The organism is Sinobaca sp. TMA16-18 (genome assembly GCF_059510535.1).
In genome coordinates this window covers 155018-175860 of the sequence record NZ_JCAKFM010000003.1, presented here as the reverse complement: position 1 = coordinate 175860, position 20843 = coordinate 155018, and the positions used below count along the sequence as shown (strand labels likewise).

Annotated in this window: 21 protein-coding genes and 1 riboswitch; of the genes, 18 read left to right on the top strand and 3 right to left on the bottom strand. The window is 46.4% G+C overall.

Going from position 1 to position 20843, the window contains the following annotated elements; translation table 11 throughout:
- The 14 genes from ccsB to AC5W14_RS07030 all read left to right on the top strand — a co-directional run bounded on the left by ccsB (position 1) and on the right by AC5W14_RS07030 (position 14380).
- A complete protein-coding gene (gene ccsB / locus AC5W14_RS07095) occupies positions 1-1188 on the top strand; it encodes a c-type cytochrome biogenesis protein CcsB (protein WP_496194015.1) in 1188 nt (395 codons plus the stop codon).
- Between the two features lie 156 nt (positions 1189-1344).
- Positions 1345-2061: a response regulator transcription factor gene (locus AC5W14_RS07090; protein WP_496058644.1), complete on the top strand. Its 717-nt coding sequence runs from the start codon at positions 1345-1347 to the stop codon at positions 2059-2061.
- Positions 2061-3848, top strand: a complete 1788-nt coding sequence (locus AC5W14_RS07085) for an ATP-binding protein (RefSeq protein WP_496194014.1) — start codon at positions 2061-2063, stop codon at positions 3846-3848. Before AC5W14_RS07090 ends, AC5W14_RS07085 begins: the two co-directional genes overlap by 1 nt.
- A gap of 11 nt (positions 3849-3859) precedes the next feature.
- Positions 3860-4591, top strand: a complete 732-nt coding sequence (locus tag AC5W14_RS07080; RefSeq protein WP_496194013.1) for a class I SAM-dependent methyltransferase — start codon at positions 3860-3862, stop codon at positions 4589-4591.
- A gap of 72 nt (positions 4592-4663) precedes the next feature.
- A riboswitch (cobalamin riboswitch) is annotated at positions 4664-4848 on the top strand.
- Positions 4849-5026: 178 nt separating this feature from the next.
- Complete coding sequence (locus AC5W14_RS07075) at positions 5027-6004, top strand: ABC transporter substrate-binding protein (RefSeq protein WP_496194012.1); 978 nt, start codon at positions 5027-5029, stop codon at positions 6002-6004.
- The gene (locus AC5W14_RS07070; protein WP_496194011.1) at positions 5982-7040 is read left to right on the top strand and encodes a FecCD family ABC transporter permease; all 1059 of its coding nucleotides are present in this window, start codon (positions 5982-5984) and stop codon (positions 7038-7040) included. Before AC5W14_RS07075 ends, AC5W14_RS07070 begins: the two co-directional genes overlap by 23 nt.
- A gap of 4 nt (positions 7041-7044) precedes the next feature.
- Positions 7045-8493, top strand: a complete 1449-nt coding sequence (locus tag AC5W14_RS07065) for a heme ABC transporter ATP-binding protein (protein WP_496194010.1) — start codon at positions 7045-7047, stop codon at positions 8491-8493.
- 27 nt (positions 8494-8520) lie between these two features.
- Positions 8521-9489, top strand: a complete 969-nt coding sequence (gene cbiB, locus AC5W14_RS07060; protein ID WP_496058638.1) for an adenosylcobinamide-phosphate synthase CbiB — start codon at positions 8521-8523, stop codon at positions 9487-9489.
- Positions 9476-10558, top strand: a complete 1083-nt coding sequence (locus AC5W14_RS07055; RefSeq protein WP_496058637.1) for a pyridoxal phosphate-dependent aminotransferase — start codon at positions 9476-9478, stop codon at positions 10556-10558. The genes cbiB and AC5W14_RS07055 overlap by 14 nt, the downstream gene beginning before the upstream one ends.
- A complete protein-coding gene (locus AC5W14_RS07050) occupies positions 10552-11088 on the top strand; it encodes a bifunctional adenosylcobinamide kinase/adenosylcobinamide-phosphate guanylyltransferase (protein WP_496058636.1) in 537 nt (178 codons plus the stop codon). The genes AC5W14_RS07055 and AC5W14_RS07050 overlap by 7 nt, the downstream gene beginning before the upstream one ends.
- Positions 11085-12575, top strand: a complete 1491-nt coding sequence (locus AC5W14_RS07045; protein ID WP_496194009.1) for a cobyric acid synthase — start codon at positions 11085-11087, stop codon at positions 12573-12575. The genes AC5W14_RS07050 and AC5W14_RS07045 overlap by 4 nt, the downstream gene beginning before the upstream one ends.
- The gene (locus AC5W14_RS07040; RefSeq protein WP_496194008.1) at positions 12572-13360 is read left to right on the top strand and encodes an adenosylcobinamide-GDP ribazoletransferase; all 789 of its coding nucleotides are present in this window, start codon (positions 12572-12574) and stop codon (positions 13358-13360) included. Before AC5W14_RS07045 ends, AC5W14_RS07040 begins: the two co-directional genes overlap by 4 nt.
- Before the next feature lie 15 nt (positions 13361-13375).
- Entirely contained in the window at positions 13376-13795 is a 420-nt protein-coding gene (locus tag AC5W14_RS07035; protein ID WP_496194007.1) for a bifunctional adenosylcobinamide kinase/adenosylcobinamide-phosphate guanylyltransferase, read from the top strand.
- A 6-nt stretch (positions 13796-13801) separates the two neighbouring features.
- Entirely contained in the window at positions 13802-14380 is a 579-nt protein-coding gene (locus AC5W14_RS07030; RefSeq protein ID WP_496194006.1) for a cob(I)yrinic acid a,c-diamide adenosyltransferase, read from the top strand.
- A 71-nt stretch (positions 14381-14451) separates the two neighbouring features.
- On the opposite strand, the gene serA is transcribed toward AC5W14_RS07030, so the two are convergent.
- Complete coding sequence (serA, locus tag AC5W14_RS07025; protein ID WP_496194005.1) at positions 14452-16074, bottom strand: phosphoglycerate dehydrogenase; 1623 nt, start codon at positions 16072-16074, stop codon at positions 14452-14454.
- Positions 16075-16332: 258 nt separating this feature from the next.
- Complete coding sequence (locus AC5W14_RS07020) at positions 16333-16581, bottom strand: ferredoxin (protein WP_496058630.1); 249 nt, start codon at positions 16579-16581, stop codon at positions 16333-16335.
- Between the two features lie 176 nt (positions 16582-16757).
- Here AC5W14_RS07020 and AC5W14_RS07015 point away from each other — a divergent pair, with 176 nt between their 5' ends.
- From AC5W14_RS07015 to AC5W14_RS07005, 3 genes are read left to right on the top strand one after another with little or no spacing between them, the layout of a single operon-like run.
- Positions 16758-17831, top strand: coding sequence for a YpbB family protein (locus AC5W14_RS07015; protein ID WP_496194004.1), 1074 nt, complete (start codon positions 16758-16760; stop codon positions 17829-17831).
- Positions 17815-19326, top strand: a complete 1512-nt coding sequence (locus AC5W14_RS07010; protein WP_496194003.1) for a RecQ family ATP-dependent DNA helicase — start codon at positions 17815-17817, stop codon at positions 19324-19326. Before AC5W14_RS07015 ends, AC5W14_RS07010 begins: the two co-directional genes overlap by 17 nt.
- On the top strand, positions 19326-19673 hold the full coding sequence (locus tag AC5W14_RS07005; protein ID WP_496194002.1) for a hypothetical protein: 348 nt from the start codon (positions 19326-19328) through the stop codon (positions 19671-19673). The genes AC5W14_RS07010 and AC5W14_RS07005 overlap by 1 nt, the downstream gene beginning before the upstream one ends.
- Here the strand turns inward: AC5W14_RS07005 and AC5W14_RS07000 are convergent.
- On the bottom strand, positions 19663-19896 hold the full coding sequence (locus AC5W14_RS07000; protein ID WP_496058626.1) for a hypothetical protein: 234 nt from the start codon (positions 19894-19896) through the stop codon (positions 19663-19665). The two genes, AC5W14_RS07005 and AC5W14_RS07000, sit on opposite strands and share 11 nt — an antisense overlap.
- A 177-nt stretch (positions 19897-20073) precedes the next feature.
- Between AC5W14_RS07000 and AC5W14_RS06995 the strand changes: the two genes are divergently transcribed.
- On the top strand, positions 20074-20817 hold the full coding sequence (locus AC5W14_RS06995) for a metallophosphoesterase (RefSeq protein ID WP_496194001.1): 744 nt from the start codon (positions 20074-20076) through the stop codon (positions 20815-20817).
- Positions 20818-20843: the final 26 nt, after the last annotated feature.

Here is a 20843-nt window from a genome sequence, read left to right as displayed (position 1 = left end):
ATGGAGCAGCTCAGCGGAAATCTATTATTGACGGCTTTTTTCCTTTATTTACTCGCGACTATTCTTTTTGCCGTCTCTGTAACCGGCAGAAAATGGCGGGATAAATTCGGTGATATGAATGGGAATAAATGGGGGACGCTCGGATTTTTGGCAGCTTTAGGCGGCTTTCTATTTGCCATAGGCTATTTCATTACACGCTGGATGGCTTCCGGTCATGCTCCGGTCAGCAATATGTTTGAATATACGACGTTTCTCGGTATAGCGATTGGATTTGCCTTTTTGATTTTGTATTCCATTTACAAATCCAATGTACTGGGCATGTTTGCTATGCCGATCATTATGCTGATTATCGCCTATGCCTCCATTTTTCCAACGGAAGTAGAGCCGTTAATACCTGCTCTGCAGAGTTATTGGCTGCAGATTCATGTAACCACAACGGCACTTGGCCAGGGCATACTGGGGATTGGGTTTGTAGCCGGCCTGATTTATTTGATCCGAACGGTTGATTTTAAAAGGGGCGGAAAAAAAGTATTCTGGCTGGAATTTATTATGTTCAGTATGCTTACCGTTGTAGCCTTTGTGATAATACGCTACGCGTTTAATCTATTTGGCTATCAGACGGTATTCCAGTACACAGATGAAAACGGTATGCAGGCAGAAATGATTTACGAACTGCCTCCGATTCTCGGGCCAAACAACGGTGAGCTCATTCAACAGGGAAGCTGGGAGCCTCTTTTCCTTCTTCCGGAATGGATACGAAGCGATGATGCCAACACGCTCGTTTGGACATTTGCGGCAGCCATTGTTTTATATTTCATTGTACGCCTTGTGCTGCGCAAGCCGTTAAGTCAATTTCTGCAGCCGCTTATCCGCGGCGTGAGCCCGGATAAGATTGACGAACTGAGCTACAGAGCGATAGCAATAGGATTTCCTATCTTTACACTGGGAGGGCTTATTTTTGCGATGATCTGGGCCCAGATTGCCTGGACACGGTTCTGGGGATGGGATCCTAAAGAAGTATGGGCATTGATTACCTTTTTGTTTTACGCAGCTTATCTTCACCTCCGCTTAACCCGCGGATGGCATGGGGAACGCTCAGCCTGGCTGTGCGTAATTGGCTTTGCTATTATTATGTTCAACCTCGTTTTTGTTAATTTAGTTATTGCCGGTCTGCATTCATATGCATGACTTTTACCGAAAAGACTGAACCTTCACGGGGGAAGTCTTTTTTTACAATCTATAGAAGAGTGGCTGCGATAAGTGGCGGGAGATGAGAGAATAGAGCGAATCGTGCTAAAATAGGCAGGAGAGTTCGAGTAAAAGGCAATAAGGAGGCAGCAATATATGACACAGGAAACAAGAGTATTGGTAGTAGATGACGAAGACCGCATCCGTCGTCTTTTGAAAATGTATTTAGAGAAAGAAGAATTTATCGTAGTGGAAGCTGAAAATGGGGAAGAGGCGCTGGAAACAGCGTTAAACGAAGAATTCGATGTGATCCTTCTGGATTTAATGCTTCCAGGCATGGACGGGGAAGAAGTCTGTCAGGAGCTTAGAAAAACAAAAGCGACTCCGGTTATTATGCTTACCGCTAAAGGAGAAGAAGCCAACCGGGTGCAGGGCTTTGAAATTGGTGCGGATGATTATATTGTCAAACCGTTCAGCCCGCGGGAAGTGATTCTGCGGATTAAAGCACTTCTGCGCAGGTCCTCAGCAACAAAATTCCTGCAGACGGAAACGGAAGCGAAAAATATACTGGTATTTCCTCATCTTACGATTGATAACGATGCGCACCGCGTGACGGTGAACGAAAAGGCGGTGGGCCTTACACCAAAAGAATACGAACTTCTTCTGTACCTGGCTCAGTCGCCGGACAAAGTCTTTTCCAGAGAGCAGCTGTTAAAAGATGTGTGGAACTACGACTTTTTCGGTGATCTGCGCACCGTGGATACGCATGTAAAACGTCTTCGTGAAAAATTAAGCCGTATTTCCGAAGAAGCAGCGAACATGATTTCAACCGTGTGGGGGGTAGGCTATAAATTCGAGGCAGCGAAAGACTAATGCTGTGGCGGAGCGTAGTTGGGAAACTGTGGCTGACTATTTTATTGTTAGTGCTTGTCGTTCTTCTTATCCTGACGTTTCTGCTTCTGCAGTTTTTTGAACAGTATCATATTTCCGAAGCAGAAGAGCAGCTGACCAATCATGCGAATGTGATGGTAAGCATTCTCGAAGAGCAGGAGGAAGAAACAACAAGACCGCTGATTGAACGTATGGCCGCATCGTATAACACACAGGTGCTCGTTATTACAGAGGATGAGCCCTGGTATCCGGAGATTGACCATTCCAACAACATATTTCTGCCGGTTGAACGATTTTATGAAGACAATCGCTTATCCGGCGTGATCAATGAGCGTGAAGACGTGACAATGCACGGCGACTTTTCTGGAAGCGGCGAAGAGGAAGAAGATGAAATCTTTGTAGTCGGCGTGCCGTTCGTATCAAACGACGGGGAAGAAAGCTCGCTGTTTTTATATCAGTCGCTTAATGTAATTGAAGACACTACGGGCGAAACGCAGCAGATTATTCTGCTGTCGGCAGGTATTGCCATCGTTTTAACGACCGTGTTTACTTTTTTTCTATCCACAAGAATTACGGCTCCGCTGCGGAAAATGAGGCAGTTGGCACTCGATGTTGTCAAAGGTGATTTCGAAACGAAAGTGCCGGTTATTTCCAATGATGAGATCGGCCAGCTTGGTAACGCCTTCAATCGGATGAGGCGGAAATTAAATCAAAACATTACGGAACTCAATCAGGAAAAAGAGCAGCTCAGCCGTATTCTGCTCAGCATGGCGGATGGAGTAATTACGATTGACCGCAAAGGTACAGTCGTTCTGACCAATCCGCCGGCAGACCGATTTCTATTAGCACTTGAGTACCAAAATGAGCAGGAGGGCAAAACCAGTCCTCTTCCGAAAGAAATGAAAAAAATATTTCAGCAGGTGGTCGGCATGGAACAGGAGCAGCTCGCTGAGGTCGATGTTCAGGGACGCAGCTACGCTGTACTAATGACGCCTTTATATGATGAAACGTTTGTCAGGGGTGCCGTAGCGGTTATCCGTGATATGACGGAGGAACGTCAGCACGATAAACTGCGCAAAGACTTTATTGCGAATGTTTCCCATGAACTAAGAACACCGATTTCGATGCTGCAGGGTTACAGCGAAGCGATCGTAGATGGTATTGCTGCAACAGAAGAAGAGAAAAAAGAAATCGGGCAGATTATTTATGAAGAGTCGCTGCGTATGGGACGTCTTGTCAATGAACTGTTGGATCTGGCCAGGATGGAAGCAGGCTATCTTCATCTGGAAAAAGAGTGGATGGATGTTAAAATGTTAACAGAAAAAATGGAAAAGAAGTTTCAGGGACTGTCATCAGAAGCAGAGCTGACGCTGGAGTCTTCCGTAAAAGGAGAGGAAGCATTTGTTCTGGCTGATGCGGATCGAATAGAACAAGTATTAACAAATCTCGTCCATAATGCGATCCGGCATACAGAAGCAGGAGGCCGTGTTCTTCTGGAAATGACGAATGACGCCGACGGCTTATCAGCCGCCGTTATTGATAACGGGACAGGAATACCGGAAGAGGACCTGCCATTTATTTTTGAGCGGTTCTATAAAGCAGACAAAGCGCGGACACGCAGCAAGGGGGGCACCGGGCTCGGTCTGGCTATCGCCAAGAATATTGTAGAAGCACACGGCGGCTATATTGCTGCGCAGAGCAGAATGAACGAGGGAACGACCTTTCGTTTTTATATCCCTTCGGATAATGAAAAATATGAAGAACTGTAGGAGGGGAAAAAATGAAAGCCTGGTTTGAGGAACATTTTCAGGAAGATTATTTGAAAGTATACGATCACCGGGATGAAACAAAAGCGGCTGGAGAACTGCAGTCGCTCATGTCCTACATGCCAATGGAAAAAGGAATGAAGGCTGTTGATTTATGCTGTGGAAACGGCAGGCACGCCAGATGGCTGGGCAGAAAAGGAATCGATGTGACAGGGATTGATCTCTCTCCGGCACTTTTAAAAAAGGCGATTGACCTTACAAATGATTTACCGGTGCAGTACAGGCGTGCTGACATCCGCACCGTTGAGCTCAAACAGGAATTTGAGGCCGCCTTTAACGTTTTTACCAGTTTCGGTTACTTTCTGGAAGACGAAGAAAACGAGCTCGTGTTCCAAAAAGCAGCGGATGCTTTACTTCCCGGCGGATGGTTCTTGTTTGATTATTTGAATCCATCGTACATCCGTGAAAATATTGTTGCATTTGATGAATCGGAAAAAGATGGAATGACGGTTATCCAGGAAAGGCATGCCGGCAGAGATTATGTGGAAAAGAAGATTACGATTAAAGAAGACGGAGCAGAGAGACGTTACGTGGAACGGGTCAAGCTTTATGAAGAAGAGCAGCTGCGGCGTATGCTTGAACGATACCAGCTGGAGCCTGTGTATTTCTTTGGGGATTACAATGCTGCAGAATACGATCACAGCAGATCTCCCCGTCAGATTTTTATCTGCCGGAAAAAAGGATAAGGGATTTGTCCGATAATTGCTGTGTATCGAAGACCGATAATGTATACTAAAGAAGATTGTCCTTATAAATGAATAGAATAGAATATATATGGTCGGAAAGAATGCTCTTTCCGTTAAAAGGGAAACCGGTGAAATGCCGGTACGGTCCCGCCACTGTAAGTGCAGCTTTCAAAGAAGTACTCCACTGTTCTGTAAGAACGGGAAGGATCTTTGAATTGGGCATAAGTCAGGATACCTGCCATATATGTAATCGGTGCTGCACTCTCGGGGATAAGAGGATGCCGGATATAAAACGTTTCCGCTGCATGCAGCAGGGGCGTATGTCCGCTCTTCCCACTTTAGGGAAGAGCTTTTCTTATTATCTTACATAGAGCTCAATAATAGGCTCCTGATTTTCTGGATTTGTAGGACATACCACTCAAGGGGGAATGTGACATGAAAAAAACGTTATTATTAACAATGACGGCGGGAATGGCTGCTGCACTCGCTGCCTGCGGCGGAGAAACAGGAGAAGAACAAGGGCAGGAAAGCTCTGAACAAGAAAGCACCGAGCAGTCGGAAGGGTATCCCGTCACTTTGACCGATGGCATGGGAGAAGAAATGACGATCGAAGAAAAGCCGGGAAATATTGTAAGCCTGCTGCCAAGTAATACGGAAATTGCGTTTGCTCTCGGACTGGAAGAACAAATTGTCGGAGTAACCGATTTTGATACGTATCCGGAAGAAGCTCAGGAAAAGCAGAGTGTCGGCGGTCTTGATTTTGATGTGGAGACGGTTCTTTCTCTTGAGCCGGATCTTATTTTGGCCGATTCTTCTGCTGTTCAAAATTCAGAAGAAGGATTAAATCAGCTGGAAGACGCCGGAGCGGAAATTCTCGTAGTAAATGATGCGACATCATTTGAAGAGACGTACGATACGATCAACATGATCGGACAGGCGACAGGAACACAAGAAGAAGCAGATGCTATGATAGAGACGATGGAAGAGGATGTCGCTTCTATTGAAGAAACAGCCTCTGCAATCTCTGAAGAAGACCGCAAAACCGTCTGGGTAGAGGTGGACGCGCCGCCGAATATCTATACTACCGGTCAAAATACGTTTATGGATGAAATGCTCGATATCATTCAGGCAGATAATGCCGCCGCCGAAGAAGAAGGCTGGGTCCCTTATACAGAAGAGGATGCTGTTGCACTGAACCCGGATGTTATTGTTACAACATACGGATTTAGAGTGGAAAATTCCACCGAAAATATCTTAAACCGTGATGGCTGGTCGGATGTGCCTGCCATTGAAAATGAGGAAGTTTATGATTTGGAAAGTGATCTGGTAAGCCGGCCGGGGCCACGTTTGACAGATGGCCTGCAGCATATGGCAGAAGTGGTGTATCCGGATGTCTTCACTGAAGAACAATAAACCAGCGGCATACATTGCAGCTTTAGTCTTTTTGGCGGCAAGTATTGTAGTGGGGGTTTCTGTTGGAAGCGTGCAGGTGCCATTTGCAGCCAGTGCCGAAATTATCGGGCGCACGGCGCTCGGACTGGACTTTCCGCCTCACCTTGATACAACATTTGTTAATATTATTAAAGAAATAAGGCTGCCTAGAGTTTTGTTAGCGGTACTTGTAGGGGCAGGGCTTGCAATTGCAGGCGCTGCCTTTCAAGGATTATTAAAAAACCCGCTTGCCGATCCTTACACTCTCGGAGTGTCTTCAGGTTCCTCCCTGGGAGCGGTAACCGTGTTGTTTTTAGGGCTTTCCATTCCGGGTCTGGGACGTTTCACCCTGCCGGCAGTAAGCGTATTGTTTGGAATGATAACGCTGCTTCTGCTGCTTGGGTTTGTTAAAGCGATTGAACGGAGCCTTTCTACAGAGACCATTATTTTAGCCGGCATTATTTTCAGCTCGTTTTTAGGATCATTAATCTCGTTAATGATTGCTTTAACAGGAGATGAGCTCAGGCAGATTATCAGCTGGCTCATGGGAAGTGTAGCGATGAGAGGATGGGAGTACGTAGGATTGGTCCTGCCTTTCTTTATCGTAGGGTGCCTGATTTTATTATGGAATGCTAAAGAGTTGAACGCCCTCGTTTTTGGAGAAGAGACGGCGAAGACACTTGGCGTAAATACAAAAGTCCGGCGGATGGCTATATTAGCTGCCGCGTCGATTATTACCGGATCCGCGGTGGCTGTGTCCGGAACGATTGGATTTGTCGGACTCGTTATTCCTCATTTAACCCGGCTGATCTGGGGACCGGATCATCGTCATCTGCTGCCGCTCTCTATGCTTATCGGCGGCGGGTTTCTGGCTCTGACGGATCTGTTGGCCCGTACGATTATTGCGCCGACGGAACTGCCGATCGGGGTAATTACAGCAGTAGCAGGAGCTCCTGTTTTTGGGCTGCTGCTTTTCCAGCAGCGGCGCCTGACGAGACAAATTGGAAAAAGGAGGTAGACAGATGCTGTTTAACGTTCACCAGCTTACGGCAGGGTACGGTGGAGAAGATATTATTAAAAATATTTCCTTAGCTGTAAAAGAGCATGAAATTTTTGGTATTATTGGGCCGAACGGGAGCGGAAAGTCCACTCTTCTTAAATGTATGTACCGCGGGCTGGAAACCAATTCAGGCTCCATTGAAATAGACGGCAGGCCGCTTTCAGCCTTTTCCAATAAAGATCTGGCCAAAAAAATCGCCGTGCTTCCCCAGCATACAGAAACCACTTTTTCCTATACGGCCAGGCAGGTTGTGGAACTCGGGCGCTATCCGCATCAGAGCGGCTGGTTTAACAATGCCAAGGCAGAAGACAAAAGAATCGTGGAACAGGCGATGCAGGAAACCAAAGTAGAACCATTTGCAGATCTTCCTATGGAAACGCTAAGCGGCGGGGAAAAACAGCGGGTACTCTTAGCCCGAGCCCTCGCTCAGGAGCCGCAGATTCTGCTTCTGGATGAGCCGACAAATCATCTGGATATTTCCCATCAGATGAATCTGCTTAATACCCTTCGGGAATGGACAAGCGCGAGAAAAATAACCGTGGTCGCTATTTTACATGATTTGAATATGGCAGCGATGTTTTGTGATCGTCTGATGCTTCTTAACGAAGGTCGGGATGCGGGAACAGGTAAACCGGGAGCTGTTCTGAAAAAAGATAAAATTGAGCAGGTATATTCGGCTTCGGTTCACCGAAAAGCCCACCCGGCTGTTCCGAGCCCGTTAATTACGTTAACCCCAAGAGCTGCTAAAGATAAAGAAGAAGCTGCTATCGACCGGATGAACGTCCAGCGAAGTCTGGAACTTGTGCAGATAACATCTGAGGACTACTGGAAAACGTTCTCTTCTTCAATTATTGGAGAGGGGTTCGGCTGGCACAAAGTGTTCGTGAACCGTCACGTAGCGCTTGATTATAATATTGATGATGCAAAGCAGGAATATATCGATTATATGAAAAAACAGCTGATTGATCCGGATGAAGCGGTGGGGATGATGACAGCAGCCAGGCTGGAAAACGGCAGGGATATAAGAAGAACGATAGAAGGCGCTGATGTCTGGGTGATGGCAACAGCGGGTGTTTCCAATGCCCTTGATGCCTCCAGGGCTTACGAACAGCATATTCAAATGGAGATAGGCACAATAAATATTTGGATATTTATAGACGGTTGGCTGCCGGAAGCGGCATTTGCCCAGGTTATGATGACAGCTACCGAAGCAAAAACAAGAGCGCTTATGGACCGGAATATTAAAGACCAGGTAACGGGCACTGCAGCGACTGGAACGTCGACAGACAGCCTGATGGTAGCTGCTACGCAGAAAGGGATGCATCACCCTTATGGCGGCACGGCTACTGTGCTGGGCAGGCATGTGGCAAAAGCTGTATACGACAGTGTGTATCATGCATTGGAAAAATAGGAACTAAAAGAAAGAGGCTTTAAAATCATGATACTAATCTTTCATCTGACCGCAGTGACTGCTGCGTATCTGCTTGATCAGCTGTTTGGCGACCCTCATAAAGGCTGGCATCCGGTTATCCTCATGGGAAACATCCTTCATTTTCTGGATAGGCAGGGAAATAGAGGGTCAGAACGGGCCAAACAGATTAAAGGCCTTGTACTCGTTTACGCAGCTGCTTTAGGTTTAACCGGGGCGGCATTTGGTTTCATCAGCCTGTTTTATGCTCTGGCACCGGCTGCGGGTATTGTAGTAGAAGCTGTAATTATCTGGCTGATGATCGGCGGTCGCAGTATGAAGCGCTCGGCTGCAGATATTCACCAGGAATTAGCCAATGGACACCTGGAAAAAGCGAGACTTTTAACGTCTTATATCGTGTCCAGGGATACATCGGCTATGACAGAACAGCAGATTTCCCGTTCCGTCGTGGAGAGTACAGGAGAAAATGCTTCGGATAGTGTAACGGCACCGCTTTTTTATGCACTTCTCGGAGGAGCGCCTCTTGCGGTCTGCTACCGCTTTTTTAATACAGCTGATGCAATGATTGGCTATAAAACGGAAAAGCATGCTTCTTTTGGCTTTGGCGCTGCAAAAACAGATGATCTGCTAAATTTACTGCCCGCCCGCCTGACTGCTTTTCTTATGGGATTCGGTTCAGTATGGCTGAAAAGGCAGACGCTTTTGAAAACATGGAAAGACACGGCAGCCCATGCCCGGCTCCATGAAAGCCCAAACGCAGGTTTCGGAGAGTCGGCAATGTCAGCTGTATTGTTTACTAAGCTGGGAGGACCTGCTGTCTACCACGGTACAGTCAGGAACCGACCTTATTTAGGAGTGGGAACGCTTCCATTAAATAAGGAAAGAATTAAGGAAAGTATGTTCGTATGGGATATGACGATTATACTTTTTCTTGCAGCAGCGTGGATAGGAGGAGTGATTTATCTTGGATTGGCCTGAACATGGAGCAATGCCGGCTGCTTTTATGAAAAAAATAGAACAGTCTGCCCCGGAGAACATAATAGATTTCAGCGTGAACACGAACCCATTGGGAGCTCCGCCAGCCCTGCTCGCAGAACTGCCGGGCTGGGCCGCTGATATTCACCACTATCCGGATTATCAGTATACAGATCTGATCAAAGATCTGGCAGCCTGGAACGAGGTGGAACCATCCTTTATTCACCCGGGCAACGGAGCTTCCGAATTAATTTATATCACGGCTTCATTATTTGCAGATCAAAAGGCAATAATTATTGAACCGACTTTTTCTGAATACCGAAAGGCTCTGCAGGCTTATGGGGGGGAGGTGCAGAGTTTTTTAACATTGGAAGAGGACGGTTGGGAGATCGATTCGGCTGCTTTTAAAGGGGCACTGGACGGTGTAGGTTCGGTCTGGCTCTGCAATCCAAACAATCCGACCGGAACCGTTCAAAGCAGAAAAACGATGGCTGCGGTCATGCAAGCGTGCGAAGAACGCGGGATATACCTTGTTATTGATGAAGCATTTTTTGATTTTCAGACAAATCCGGTAACATACCGTATGACGGCTGATCAATCGAATCCGTACGTTATTATCCTGCGGTCTCTAACCAAGATGTACGCGGTGCCGGGAATCCGCGCTGGATATGCGGTAGCTCCGCCGGCCTTTATTAAAAAAATGCAGGAGCGGACGCCGTCATGGAACATCGGATCTACTGCTGAAAAAGCGATGCGGTTTGCTTCCGGCTTGGACTTTTTCAGGGAACAAACAGCTCAATTTGTAGAAGCAGAACGTTCACGGCTGCTGCCTTTATTAAAAAAAGCAGGTTACTATGTAAGTCCGAGCACGGTGAACTATTATTTAATAGGCCGTTCCGGGCAGAGCTCTATGCTTCCGGTACTAAAAAGAGCCGCAGCACAGGGGTTTATGCTTCGCCATACGTATTCATTTCGAGGGCTTGAAGGCCGTTATATCCGGATAGCTGTTAAACAAAAACAGGATAATGACCGGCTGCTGCATATGCTTAAGGAAGACCTGACGGAATGTTAATTTTTATCGAAGGCGGAGCAAAAAGCGGAAAAACGTCATTTGCCGAAAGTTATATTCAAGAAAGAGCCAACGGGCGCAAAGTGTACCTTGCCACAGCAGATCCGCAGGATGCAGAGATGGAAAGGCGTATTGGGGATCACCAGCTGACAAGAAAAAACGCACATATACCGTGGGTTACCATTGAACAGCCATATGATCTGGAGCAGACTCTGGAGCATATAAACCCGGGAGATCATGTGCTGCTGGACTGCTTAACGACCTGGCTCGGAAATGAGATGTTTGTGTCGGATAGATGGGACGGGCGAAAGAGCCCAGCTCATATGCTGGAAGCTGTCATTGCACTCGAGAAAAAAAGTGCGACTCTTTTGATTGTCAGCAGTGATATCAGTCATCAGCCTGCGGTTCATCCGGATATGGTGCATTTTCTGAAAATACAGGGATGGCTGTCCTGCCGGCTCGTGGAAAAAGCAGATCTGGCTGGAACCGTTAATTACGGATGCCTCCGTCCCATGAAAGGAGAATGGCAATGAAAGGATTAATGGTATGGGGAACCACCTCTGATGCCGGAAAAAGCTACATCGTGACAGCACTATGCAGAGCGCTGGCCAACCGGGGGTTATCCGTTGCTCCTTTTAAAGGGCAGAACATGTCCAATAATTCATATATTACTGCAGAAAGCCGGGAAATCGGCCGTTCACAGGGATTACAGGCCGAAGCATGCAGAACGGAAGCAACAGTGGACATGAATCCAGTTCTGCTCAAGCCGCGAAGTGACAGTACAGCAGAAGTGATTATCCGCGGTGTATCCTCGGGCAGCCCGCAGGCCGGTGATTATCGAAGAGAGTTTATGCCGCGGGCAAAAGAGGCAATCCAAATGTCACTTAAACGGCTGGAAGAGGAATATGATTTTATTATTATGGAAGGCGCCGGCAGTCCGGCTGAAATCAATTTAATGGATACGGACTTAGCTAATTTGTATACAGCTGAAATGGCGGCGGTGCCCGCTGTTCTGGTTGCGGATATAGAGCGGGGGGGCGTGTTTGCCCAGCTGTACGGAACGGAGAAACTGCTTCCGCCTGCGCATCAGCAGAGGCTTTCAGGAGTAATTGTGAATCGCTTCCGCGGGGATCCGGCTTTGTTTACGGACGGGGTAAGCTGGATCGAAGAACATGTATCTCCAGTACTCGGCGTGCTTCCTAAACTCGATGTTGAAATGGAGCGGGAAGATTCGCTATCGCTCAGCCGCCTGACCCGTGAAAAAACGGCTGCATCCGCTATCGATCTCGCAGTGATCGCGCTTCCTTATATTTCAAACTATACGGACATCGAGCCTTTTACAGCAGAACCGGATGTGTCGATTCGTTTCGTCTATGCGGGCGAGGATTTTGGTGAGCCGGATGCCGTCATTATACCTGGGACAAGAAGTACGATTCTGGATCTGCATCATATGGAAAAAAACGGGACAGCCGGTCTGTTAACGAGTTATATTGCCAATGGAGGCACGGCAGTTGGTATCTGCGGAGGCCTGCAGATGCTCGGACAGAACTTAATGGATGACGGGGGCCATGACAGCGGAACAGTCGGAATGAACGCAGCAGGACTTGGCATTCTGCCTGTCGTTACGTCGTTTGAAGCAGAAAAAACAACAAAACGCTGGACCGGTACACAAGGAAGCAATCAGCCTATTAATGGATATGAGATTCATACCGGCCGTTCTACGATTACATATTCGGCAGAGAACGTACCGCTATTTTATTCTGATAAAGACGGTGGACCGGAAGGAATTGTAAGTAACGAAGGCAGAGTAACAGGCACGTACCTTCATCATGTGTTTCATAACGATGAATGGCGCAACTGCTGGCTCAATCGGGTGCGAAAGCAGAAAGGCCTGCCGCAGCTTAGGCCCGTCTACTATGAAAAAGAAAAAGATAAGCGCCTTGACGAGCTTGCTGCTGCATTTGAACAGCATATCAGCGTAGATGATTTAATTGAGTTAATGGAGACACAAAGCCGATGACAAAAAATATAAAACATCTGTATGAGGGGCTGCTTCTGGCTGTAGGTTTTTTAACCGTATTTCCAGTTACCCGTTCCGTAGAATGGACTCCTGCAGCGATGCGCCGGGCCCTGCTCAGCTTTCCGGTATGCGGGACCCTTGCTGCCGTTATCGCTGCCGCTGTGGGAACAGGGCTGTTAAGCATAGGCCTCCCCATTTATGCTGCAGGCTTTCTCGTGCTCGCATCTTTTGTCATCGTGTCAGGCGGGCTTCATCTGGATGGGTGGATGGATGTGAGCGATGCGGTTCTTTCCTGGAAACCGCGGGAAGAAAAACTGGCCGTAATGAAAGATCCTTTAGTCGGTTCCGGGGCTGTATGGACAACTATTTTACTATTGGCTGGAAAATTCACGGCCATTGTTGTTATGCTCGACACTTCGCTCCCGTTATTTTATGCAGCTTTATTTGCTGTTCCCGTGCTGTCGCGGGCTGGAATGGCGGTCGTAGTCAGCCGGGGAGCCCTGTTGTCTGCTGTAGGGCTGGCAGCTTCTTTTCAAGAGGGCAGGAAACCGTCGGATATGCGCTGGCTCGTCGGTATCACTTTGTTATCTCTGCTGCCTGCTTTTTACTTCTCGATTGCTTTTACTCTAAGTCTTGCAGCTGTTACTATCCTATGCACAGCAGCACTGTACCGTTTTTTTGTCCGGAAGCTTGGAGGCGTGAATGGGGACACAGCAGGAGCTGCCCTGGAAGGAACGGAAGTTCTGCTCTGGTGGACTGCCGCTGTTATAGCAGTAATCATATAGGGAAGGTGAAAATAAGTGGATTTTATTTTAGGCGGCACAGCGAACGGAAAAAAAGAATGGGCGTATCGACATTATCAAGAAGAACCGATACGGGCCTGGTATTCTTTTTACGAGACAGACGTGTCAGACTGCGATCTTCCAGATGAATACACAGGGGTAGTAGTTATCGAAGCATTTGATGAAGCTGTAAAGAGATATTTGGATGAACCGGAGACCTTTTATATCTGGTATGGCACCCTGATAAAATGGGAAAATAGCTATACCGGTCGAAAACTGGTGGTGATTGGAACAGATTTAAACAAAGGAATCGTTCCAGTTGAAAAAAAAGACAGACAGCTTCGTGATGCGGTAGGATTATGGTATCAACGATTCATGACAGAAGCAGTGCAGGTGTATGAAGTTTGGTACGGCCTGCCTGTAAAATGGAAAGGATGAGATAAAATGAAGCTATATACGAGAAGCGGAGATAAAGGAACAACAGGTATTATTGGAGGACGCCGGGATAAAGACCATATTCGGGTGGAAGCATACGGGACCTGCGACGAACTAAATTCATTTGTAGGACGTGCGATTGCTCTGCTCGACGATGAGCTGTTTCCGGATATGAAAAGTGAATTGATCCGTATTCAGCATGAATTATTTGACTGCGGAAGCGACCTGGCCAATGTGAAAGAAGATGCAGAATTTAAAGTGACGCCGGAAATGGTCACTGCCCTTGAAGAACATATTGACGAATACATTCCACAGGCACCGGAGCTGCAGCGGTTTATTCTGCCGGGTGGTTCAATTGCAGCAGCAGAAATGCATATTCTCCGCACCGTTACGAGAAGAGCCGAACGGCTTACAGCGTCGCTTATGAAAGAAGAGCCTATTAATGAACATGTGTTTAAGTATTTAAATCGTCTGTCTGATTATTTCTTTGCAGCTGCGCGGGTAGTCAATGCAAGAGAAAAAGTAGCAGATATTGAATACGAAAGAAGTGCGATCGTGTTCAAGGGTTCCCGTAAGAAAAAGCAGTAGCTGTGTATAGTCTATAATAAACCTGAACAAGATAAAAAAGCAGAGGCGGCGGCCCCTGCTTTTTTTGCTTATTATACTTCTATTTTATCTGCCATGATAATTTCTTCAATGGACGTTAAGTCATCCAGTACATTCTGGTTAGGCTCTTTATCGACTGCAAGCATCATAATAGCCTCTCCACCTTCCTGGCGGCGGCCCACCTGCATGGTAGCAATGTTTACGTTGTGCTTCCCAAGCAGCTGTCCCATTTTCCCAATAACGCCGGGACGGTCGGTATGCTGAATATAAATTAAGTGGCCGGTCGGATAAAAGTCAACGTTAAAGTCGTTAATGCGGACAATACGGGGACCGTATGCTTTAACGTACGTTCCATAAATGGAGAATTTCTTTCCTTCGCCTTTTACCGTCGCTTTAATTAGATTGGAATAACCGGACTCATCGGAGCGGTGCTTTTCACCATACGTGATACCGCGTTCTTTGGCAATGATGGTTGCATTTACATCATTTACAGGAGCGTCGACGCGGGAGCTGAGAAATCCGGCGATCAGAGATCTTGTCAGAACGCTCGTTTCAAGTTCGGTGACTTCGCCGCTGTAGTGTACGTCAATGTCCTGAACAGGTGTTTTCATGCTTTGGGAAAGGATATTTCCCATTTTTCTTGTCAGCTCATAGTACGGCTGCAGCGTATCGAAAATTTCCTTGGACATGGTCGGCAGGTTGATGGAATTTAATGCCGGCATGCCGTTCAAAAACTGCAGCACTTCTTCTGATACCTGCGAGGCTACATTCAGCTGGGCTTCTTTTGTGCTGGCTGCAATGTGCGGTGTAGCTACGACCTGATCAAATGCCAGCAGGGGATTTTCATTAGCCGGTTCTTCTTCAAATACATCAAGAGCCGCGCCTGCTACATGACCGCTTTCGAGGTTGTTGTAAAGAGCTTTTTCATCTATGATGCCGCCGCGTGCGCAGTTAATAAGAAATACGCCGGGTTTTGTTTTTTTAATATTTTCTTCGCCAAGAAGTCCTTTTGTATCTTTCGTAAGAGGAGTGTGTACGGTAAGAATGTCAGATGCACGGAGAATGGCATCCAGGTCTGCTAGCTCTACACCCATTTTATCAGCGCGTTCTTTCGTAAGAAATGGATCGTAAACGAGCACATTAATATCAAAACTGTGGGCACGTTTGGACAGTTCCGAACCGATACGGCCGAATCCGATAATACCGAGCGTTTTTCCTCTAAGCTCCGAGCCTTGAAATGATTTTCTATCCCATTTCTTGTTTTTTATAGAAGCATTTGCCTGGGGGATTTTCCGGGCAAGTGCAATAATCATCGCAAAGGTATGTTCAGCTGTAGAAATCGTGTTGCCATCCGGGGCGTTGACAACGACAATACCGCGCTTTGTAGCTTCTTCAATTTCGATGTTGTCGACACCGACACCGGCACGGGCTACAATTTTTAAATTTGTCATCTGGTCCATTAATTCTGCTGTTACGGTTGTACTGCTGCGGACCAGCAAAGCGTCATAGCTGTGTAGATCAGATGTATCTTCAATAGTCTGCTGTACGCAGTCCACCTGATTGTTTTCCAGTAAAGGGGCCAGCCCTTCACTGCTCATCGCATCAGAAACCAGAATGCGGTAATGTCCTTTGACAGATGATGACTGCTGATCTTCCGTTGTAGAATGTTGTATCATAGTGCTCTCCACTCTCCCTCAATCTATTTTTCTCTAAATATATATAGAAAGCTTCCGCCCGCACGAAATCATCGTGAGAGGCAGAAGCTTTCGTGATACTACCCTCATTGCAGGAGTCAGGTGTTCTCTTCAAAAGGACATTTGTCTTTTTAGATGATTGCAATGTATCATACCTTCACAAAGGTGTCAATTTCGCCTATAAGGAGTAAAGCCGGTACAAATGGAAAAATCCCTGCTTATTCACAGGGATTCAAACATTTATTCGAATTTAAGCGCATCGCCGTCAAAGGTTTCATCCGCGATTTTAATAGAATCGGTCGGACAGCCTTCAAATGCGTCGAGCATATCTTCTTCAAGATCTTCAGGGACTGCTGTAATTCCTTTATTGTCGTCAAGGATTACTTCCGCCAGACCTTCATCGTCATAGTCATAAATATCGGGAGCAGCAGCACCACAGGCGCCGCAGGCGATGCATGTATCTTTATCAACGATTGTAAACTTAGCCATTTTCGATAACCTCCTACTTCATTTAATCAGGTGAAAATAATAACAGGGCTCTTCTGGAGAACCCAAACGTCTATTTCATATTGTATTCTTTCGTGGTAAACTTTTCAACAGTTAAAGACGTTAATTTTCTGAAATCCCGCAGGGGAATCATGCGATAACAAGGGGGAAACCTGCGAATGGAATGGAATTTCCGGCGGCGTCTCATTTTGCACGTGTTACTAAAACTCGAAGGCGACAGAACGCCGGGGGCAGTTTATCATATACTAACTGGCAAGAAAAGCTCCCAGTCCATTCAGGATATGAAATGGTACGGATTGACTGAATGGTACGGAGTGTTCCCTAAACTTTCGATGGAAATGTTTCAAAACGACATTTCTCACATGCAGAAGAACCATCTTCTGCTCGTCTCTGCTGATTTTATCAAAACATCAGCCGAGGCAAAAGAAATAGACGAAGCCTTTTGGTCTGTATATTCGCGCCCGGTATTATATAATCAATGGAAATATGGAGCTGCAGCCGAAATTTTCTGGAACCGACTGGCCCTGCTTGTCCAGTGTTTGTCTTTTTCCATGGCCGGTTCGGGGCATTTTATCCCTGTGACTAAAGAAAAAGCTGTTCTGCGCTGGCTTAAGCGGATATGGCCAACGGGAAAGGAAGCAAAAACAAAACTGGCGGCGGCCCTCTTTCATGAATTGGACAGACTGCTGAGCAGAGCCGACGAGCAGGAGGCTGCCATTTTAGTAAACAAGCTGGGCGGTTCTGCCAGGACGGGACTGACATTTTCGCAGATAGCTAAAGCATTGGAACAGGAAGAAGAAGAAATAATATATAGGTTCAACGGAATTCTTCACTATATAATAGAAGTACTTCAGCAGAATTCACCTTCTTTTCCGCTTCTGGCAGGCATGCTTCCATCTGTTGACTCTTCGATCCGGCTGACGAAAACAGCAGCAGAAACAAAGCGGCTTCTCGATGAAGGCTGGTCTTTCGATAAAGTCAGTCAGCTTCGGCGTTTAAAACAAAGCACGATTGAAGATCATATTATTGAAATTGCTTCGGAAAGCAGTTCATTTCCGCTGGATGATTATGTGCCGGCTGCCTACGCGGAGAAAATTAAAGCAGTATCCGAGAGCCGGCGGACGAGAAAGATGAAAGAACTTAAAGAGCAGTTACCTGATGATGTTACTTATTTTCATATACGATTAACGCTTGCCTTTTATGGAGGGAAGACAGATGAATCTTCAACATGAATTAAAAACATACTTTGGCTATGCGTCGTTTCGAAACAGCCAGGAAACGATTATCCGTTCCCTGCTTCAAAAAGAGGACGTACTTGCGGTTATGGCGACCGGCTCAGGCAAATCCGTCTGCTATCAGCTGCCGGCTTATCTTCAGTCCGGTCTTACCGTTGTTATTTCGCCGCTGCTTTCCTTAATGGAAAACCAAATGCAGGAAATGCAGCAAAAGCAAATGAAGCAGGTGGATATGTACAACAGTTTCTTAACCTATTCCGAAAAAGAAGACGTATTGAGAAAACTGCCTGAATTAAAAATATTGTTTATTTCACCAGAGAGCCTGCAGCTTGATAAAGTAAAGCGGGCACTCGGTTCTGTGGCTGTATCACTGCTTGCGGTGGATGAAGCACACTGTATTTCCCAGTGGGGACATGAGTTTAGAACAGACTACCTGAAAATTAAAGAAACCCGGAAAGAAATGGGAAACCCGCCGGTACTCGCGGTTACGGCAACGGCAGCCCCCGAAGTGCAGGAAGACATCGTCCGGCAGTTGGAAATGAAAGAGCCGCTCGTCGTAAAAGAATCAACCAATCGCCCGAATATATCGATTCATGTAAAAAAAACGAGCTCCGATGAAGAAAAAAATGAAGAACTTCTGCAGGTGGTGAGACGGTCACCGGATCCCGGCATGATTTATTTCTCCAGCCGGACTGCAGCAGAGCAGATGAGTGAATTTATTACCGCCCATACGAATAAACGTGTATCAGCCTATCATGGTGGAATGCTTCAGGAGGATAGAATTCTCGTACAGCAGCAGTTTCTTCAGGACGAGCTGGACGTTGTATGCTGCACGAATGCGTTTGGCATGGGTATAAACAAGCCCGACGTCAGGTACATTATTCATTATCATTACCCTAAAGATCTTGAGTCTTATGTTCAGGAAATTGGACGGGCTGGAAGAGATGGAAAAAAAAGCAGTGCTCTTTTATTATATAAAGAGGATGATATTTACCTGCCGCGTTTTTTTATTGAGATGGAGTTTCCTGCAGAAGAAGAAATAGACTGGCTCGTGTCCCATGTTCTGGCTGATAAGGAGGCACCGGAAAGCCGGTGGGCAGAGCTTGCCCAAAATCGCGGCTGGGAGGAGAATCATCTGCGCTTTTTCCTGCATTATTACCGGGAATGGAAAAAGGAGTCCAGCGGTTCACTGCCGAATAAAATAAAAGAAGTGAAAGAGCGGCGCACGGTATGGAAGCAGCAGAAGCTGCACAGCATGGAGAGATGGCTGCAGGAATCGAACTGCCGACGCATAGCTCTGCTTCACTACTTTGGGGAAGTACTAAAAAAGAAGCCCGAACAATGCTGCGATTTATGCAGTGCCGACTGGGTGGCCCCCGGTTCCCATCAAAGCAGGAAAAAAAATGAAATATTTGAACTCTCCTGGAGAAAAAGGCTGAAAGAACTGTTGATAGCTGCTGACCCCGGGAGTGAAAAAGGAGAGAAGGACTAATGATGGAAGAGAGGCCTGGTAAACGAACGGAGAAAAAAAGATTGGAACGAATGGAAGAAGAAAGGAAAAAGCAGGAGCAGAGAAAACAGGCAGAAGAAGAAAAGCACAGAAAAAAAATAAAAAGGAAAAAAGAAAAAGCCCGTTTGAAAAGAGAATGGAAACAACAGGAAAAAAACAACCAGAATTATGACATGCAGCCTGAACAAGCACCGGTTCGAAGAGTGGCTGCACGCAAACAGGAAAAAGAAGAAAATGCGCCGGTCACGATGACACACCTGTTGTTTATTATTTTTTTAGGCATTGTGTTCCTTATTGTAGTGAGTGCAGCATTGATCATTAACCTTTAAGGCTGAAGACTTCAGGTGCACCGGAATATTCTGTTAACGATGCACTGCGGTCCTGGTCAGTCAGAGGTGAAGATAGAATGAGGCCGACAAAACAGATAATCACACCCGCTCCCATCAAAATAAATGGAATGAGGAGCGAGATTTTTTTAGCCAGAAAAAACAGCAGCAGTACAAAACCTGCTCCAAACATCAGCGTACCTATAAGAAATACAGCAAAATCCATAATAGATCTCCTTTCTGTTCATGCGTTATATCCAGTATAACGAAAAACAGTCCGGTACAGGGTTTCTACAGCAAATAGACACAATCCGTTCATGAGTTGAACAAGCCGGCGCTGGTTTATGATAGTAAGATAGAGGGAATATGTGAATAGATAAATTACCGGTAAAAGGACGATATAATGAAATGGATAATCGCGGTTTTCTCAGCAGCAGCAGGTTTACTATTGTATATGATTTTTACTGCCCACCGGGCTGTTGTAAAGCAGGAACAGTTTTTTATAAAGGAGCTTCCTGAACAATTTTCAGGAAAAACTATCTTTTTTATTTCTGACATACATAGAAGAAAAATATCCAAGTCTTTAAGCAGGCAGGTAAACGCAAAAGCGGATATGATTATAATAGGCGGAGACATTAGAGAAAAAGGCGTGCCTTTCGCCAGGACACAATATAATCTGCATCAACTGCAAAAAGGAAACCCCATTTTGTTTGTATGGGGCAATCACGATAAAGAAGAACGGGCTTTGGAACTGGAAAGTCTTTTAATATCCCATCGAATCGAGATTCTCGCAGGAAATATGTACTCATGGAAGCTTCAGGGCCGGGAATTGTCTATTGCCGGTTTTGATGAAACTATCCGCGGAGCAGACAGCAGCTGGACAAAAGCTGAAATATTGGTTTCGCACTATCCGGATACGGCTTTAGAGGCCGCGTCCCGGTCGGATGCTTATTTTATGCTTACCGGCCATTCCCACGGAGGACAGATTCGTCTAGGCCCGTGGGGATTACGCACTCCCGGAGGGTGGAAGCAGACCGGCCGTTTAACTTATCTGGTAAGCAATGGATACGGAACGACACTTCTGCCGCTCCGTTTTGGAGCAAGGGCAGAAGCTCATTTTATTACTTTGGTATCTGCAGGGGATTGAAATAAAGAGGCGCGGGGGGAAAAGAA

What these genes read in the sequence shown, in the direction of transcription:
- ccsB (WP_496194015.1), top strand. Translation starts at nt 1, where the DNA reads ATGGAGCAGCTCAGCGGAAATCTATTATTGACGGCTTTTTTCCTTTAT.
- AC5W14_RS07090 (WP_496058644.1), top strand. Translation starts at nt 1,345, where the DNA reads ATGACACAGGAAACAAGAGTATTGGTAGTAGATGACGAAGACCGCATC.
- AC5W14_RS07085 (WP_496194014.1), top strand. Translation starts at nt 2,061, where the DNA reads ATGCTGTGGCGGAGCGTAGTTGGGAAACTGTGGCTGACTATTTTATTG.
- AC5W14_RS07080 (WP_496194013.1), top strand. Translation starts at nt 3,860, where the DNA reads ATGAAAGCCTGGTTTGAGGAACATTTTCAGGAAGATTATTTGAAAGTA.
- AC5W14_RS07075 (WP_496194012.1), top strand. Translation starts at nt 5,027, where the DNA reads ATGAAAAAAACGTTATTATTAACAATGACGGCGGGAATGGCTGCTGCA.
- AC5W14_RS07070 (WP_496194011.1), top strand. Translation starts at nt 5,982, where the DNA reads ATGTCTTCACTGAAGAACAATAAACCAGCGGCATACATTGCAGCTTTA.
- AC5W14_RS07065 (WP_496194010.1), top strand. Translation starts at nt 7,045, where the DNA reads ATGCTGTTTAACGTTCACCAGCTTACGGCAGGGTACGGTGGAGAAGAT.
- cbiB (WP_496058638.1), top strand. Translation starts at nt 8,521, where the DNA reads ATGATACTAATCTTTCATCTGACCGCAGTGACTGCTGCGTATCTGCTT.
- AC5W14_RS07050 (WP_496058636.1), top strand. Translation starts at nt 10,552, where the DNA reads ATGTTAATTTTTATCGAAGGCGGAGCAAAAAGCGGAAAAACGTCATTT.
- AC5W14_RS07045 (WP_496194009.1), top strand. Translation starts at nt 11,085, where the DNA reads ATGAAAGGATTAATGGTATGGGGAACCACCTCTGATGCCGGAAAAAGC.
- AC5W14_RS07040 (WP_496194008.1), top strand. Translation starts at nt 12,572, where the DNA reads ATGACAAAAAATATAAAACATCTGTATGAGGGGCTGCTTCTGGCTGTA.
- AC5W14_RS07030 (WP_496194006.1), top strand. Translation starts at nt 13,802, where the DNA reads ATGAAGCTATATACGAGAAGCGGAGATAAAGGAACAACAGGTATTATT.
- serA (WP_496194005.1), bottom strand. Translation starts at nt 16,074, where the DNA reads ATGATACAACATTCTACAACGGAAGATCAGCAGTCATCATCTGTCAAA.
- AC5W14_RS07020 (WP_496058630.1), bottom strand. Translation starts at nt 16,581, where the DNA reads ATGGCTAAGTTTACAATCGTTGATAAAGATACATGCATCGCCTGCGGC.
- AC5W14_RS07015 (WP_496194004.1), top strand. Translation starts at nt 16,758, where the DNA reads ATGGAATGGAATTTCCGGCGGCGTCTCATTTTGCACGTGTTACTAAAA.
- AC5W14_RS07010 (WP_496194003.1), top strand. Translation starts at nt 17,815, where the DNA reads ATGAATCTTCAACATGAATTAAAAACATACTTTGGCTATGCGTCGTTT.
- AC5W14_RS07005 (WP_496194002.1), top strand. Translation starts at nt 19,326, where the DNA reads ATGATGGAAGAGAGGCCTGGTAAACGAACGGAGAAAAAAAGATTGGAA.
- AC5W14_RS07000 (WP_496058626.1), bottom strand. Translation starts at nt 19,896, where the DNA reads ATGGATTTTGCTGTATTTCTTATAGGTACGCTGATGTTTGGAGCAGGT.
- AC5W14_RS06995 (WP_496194001.1), top strand. Translation starts at nt 20,074, where the DNA reads ATGAAATGGATAATCGCGGTTTTCTCAGCAGCAGCAGGTTTACTATTG.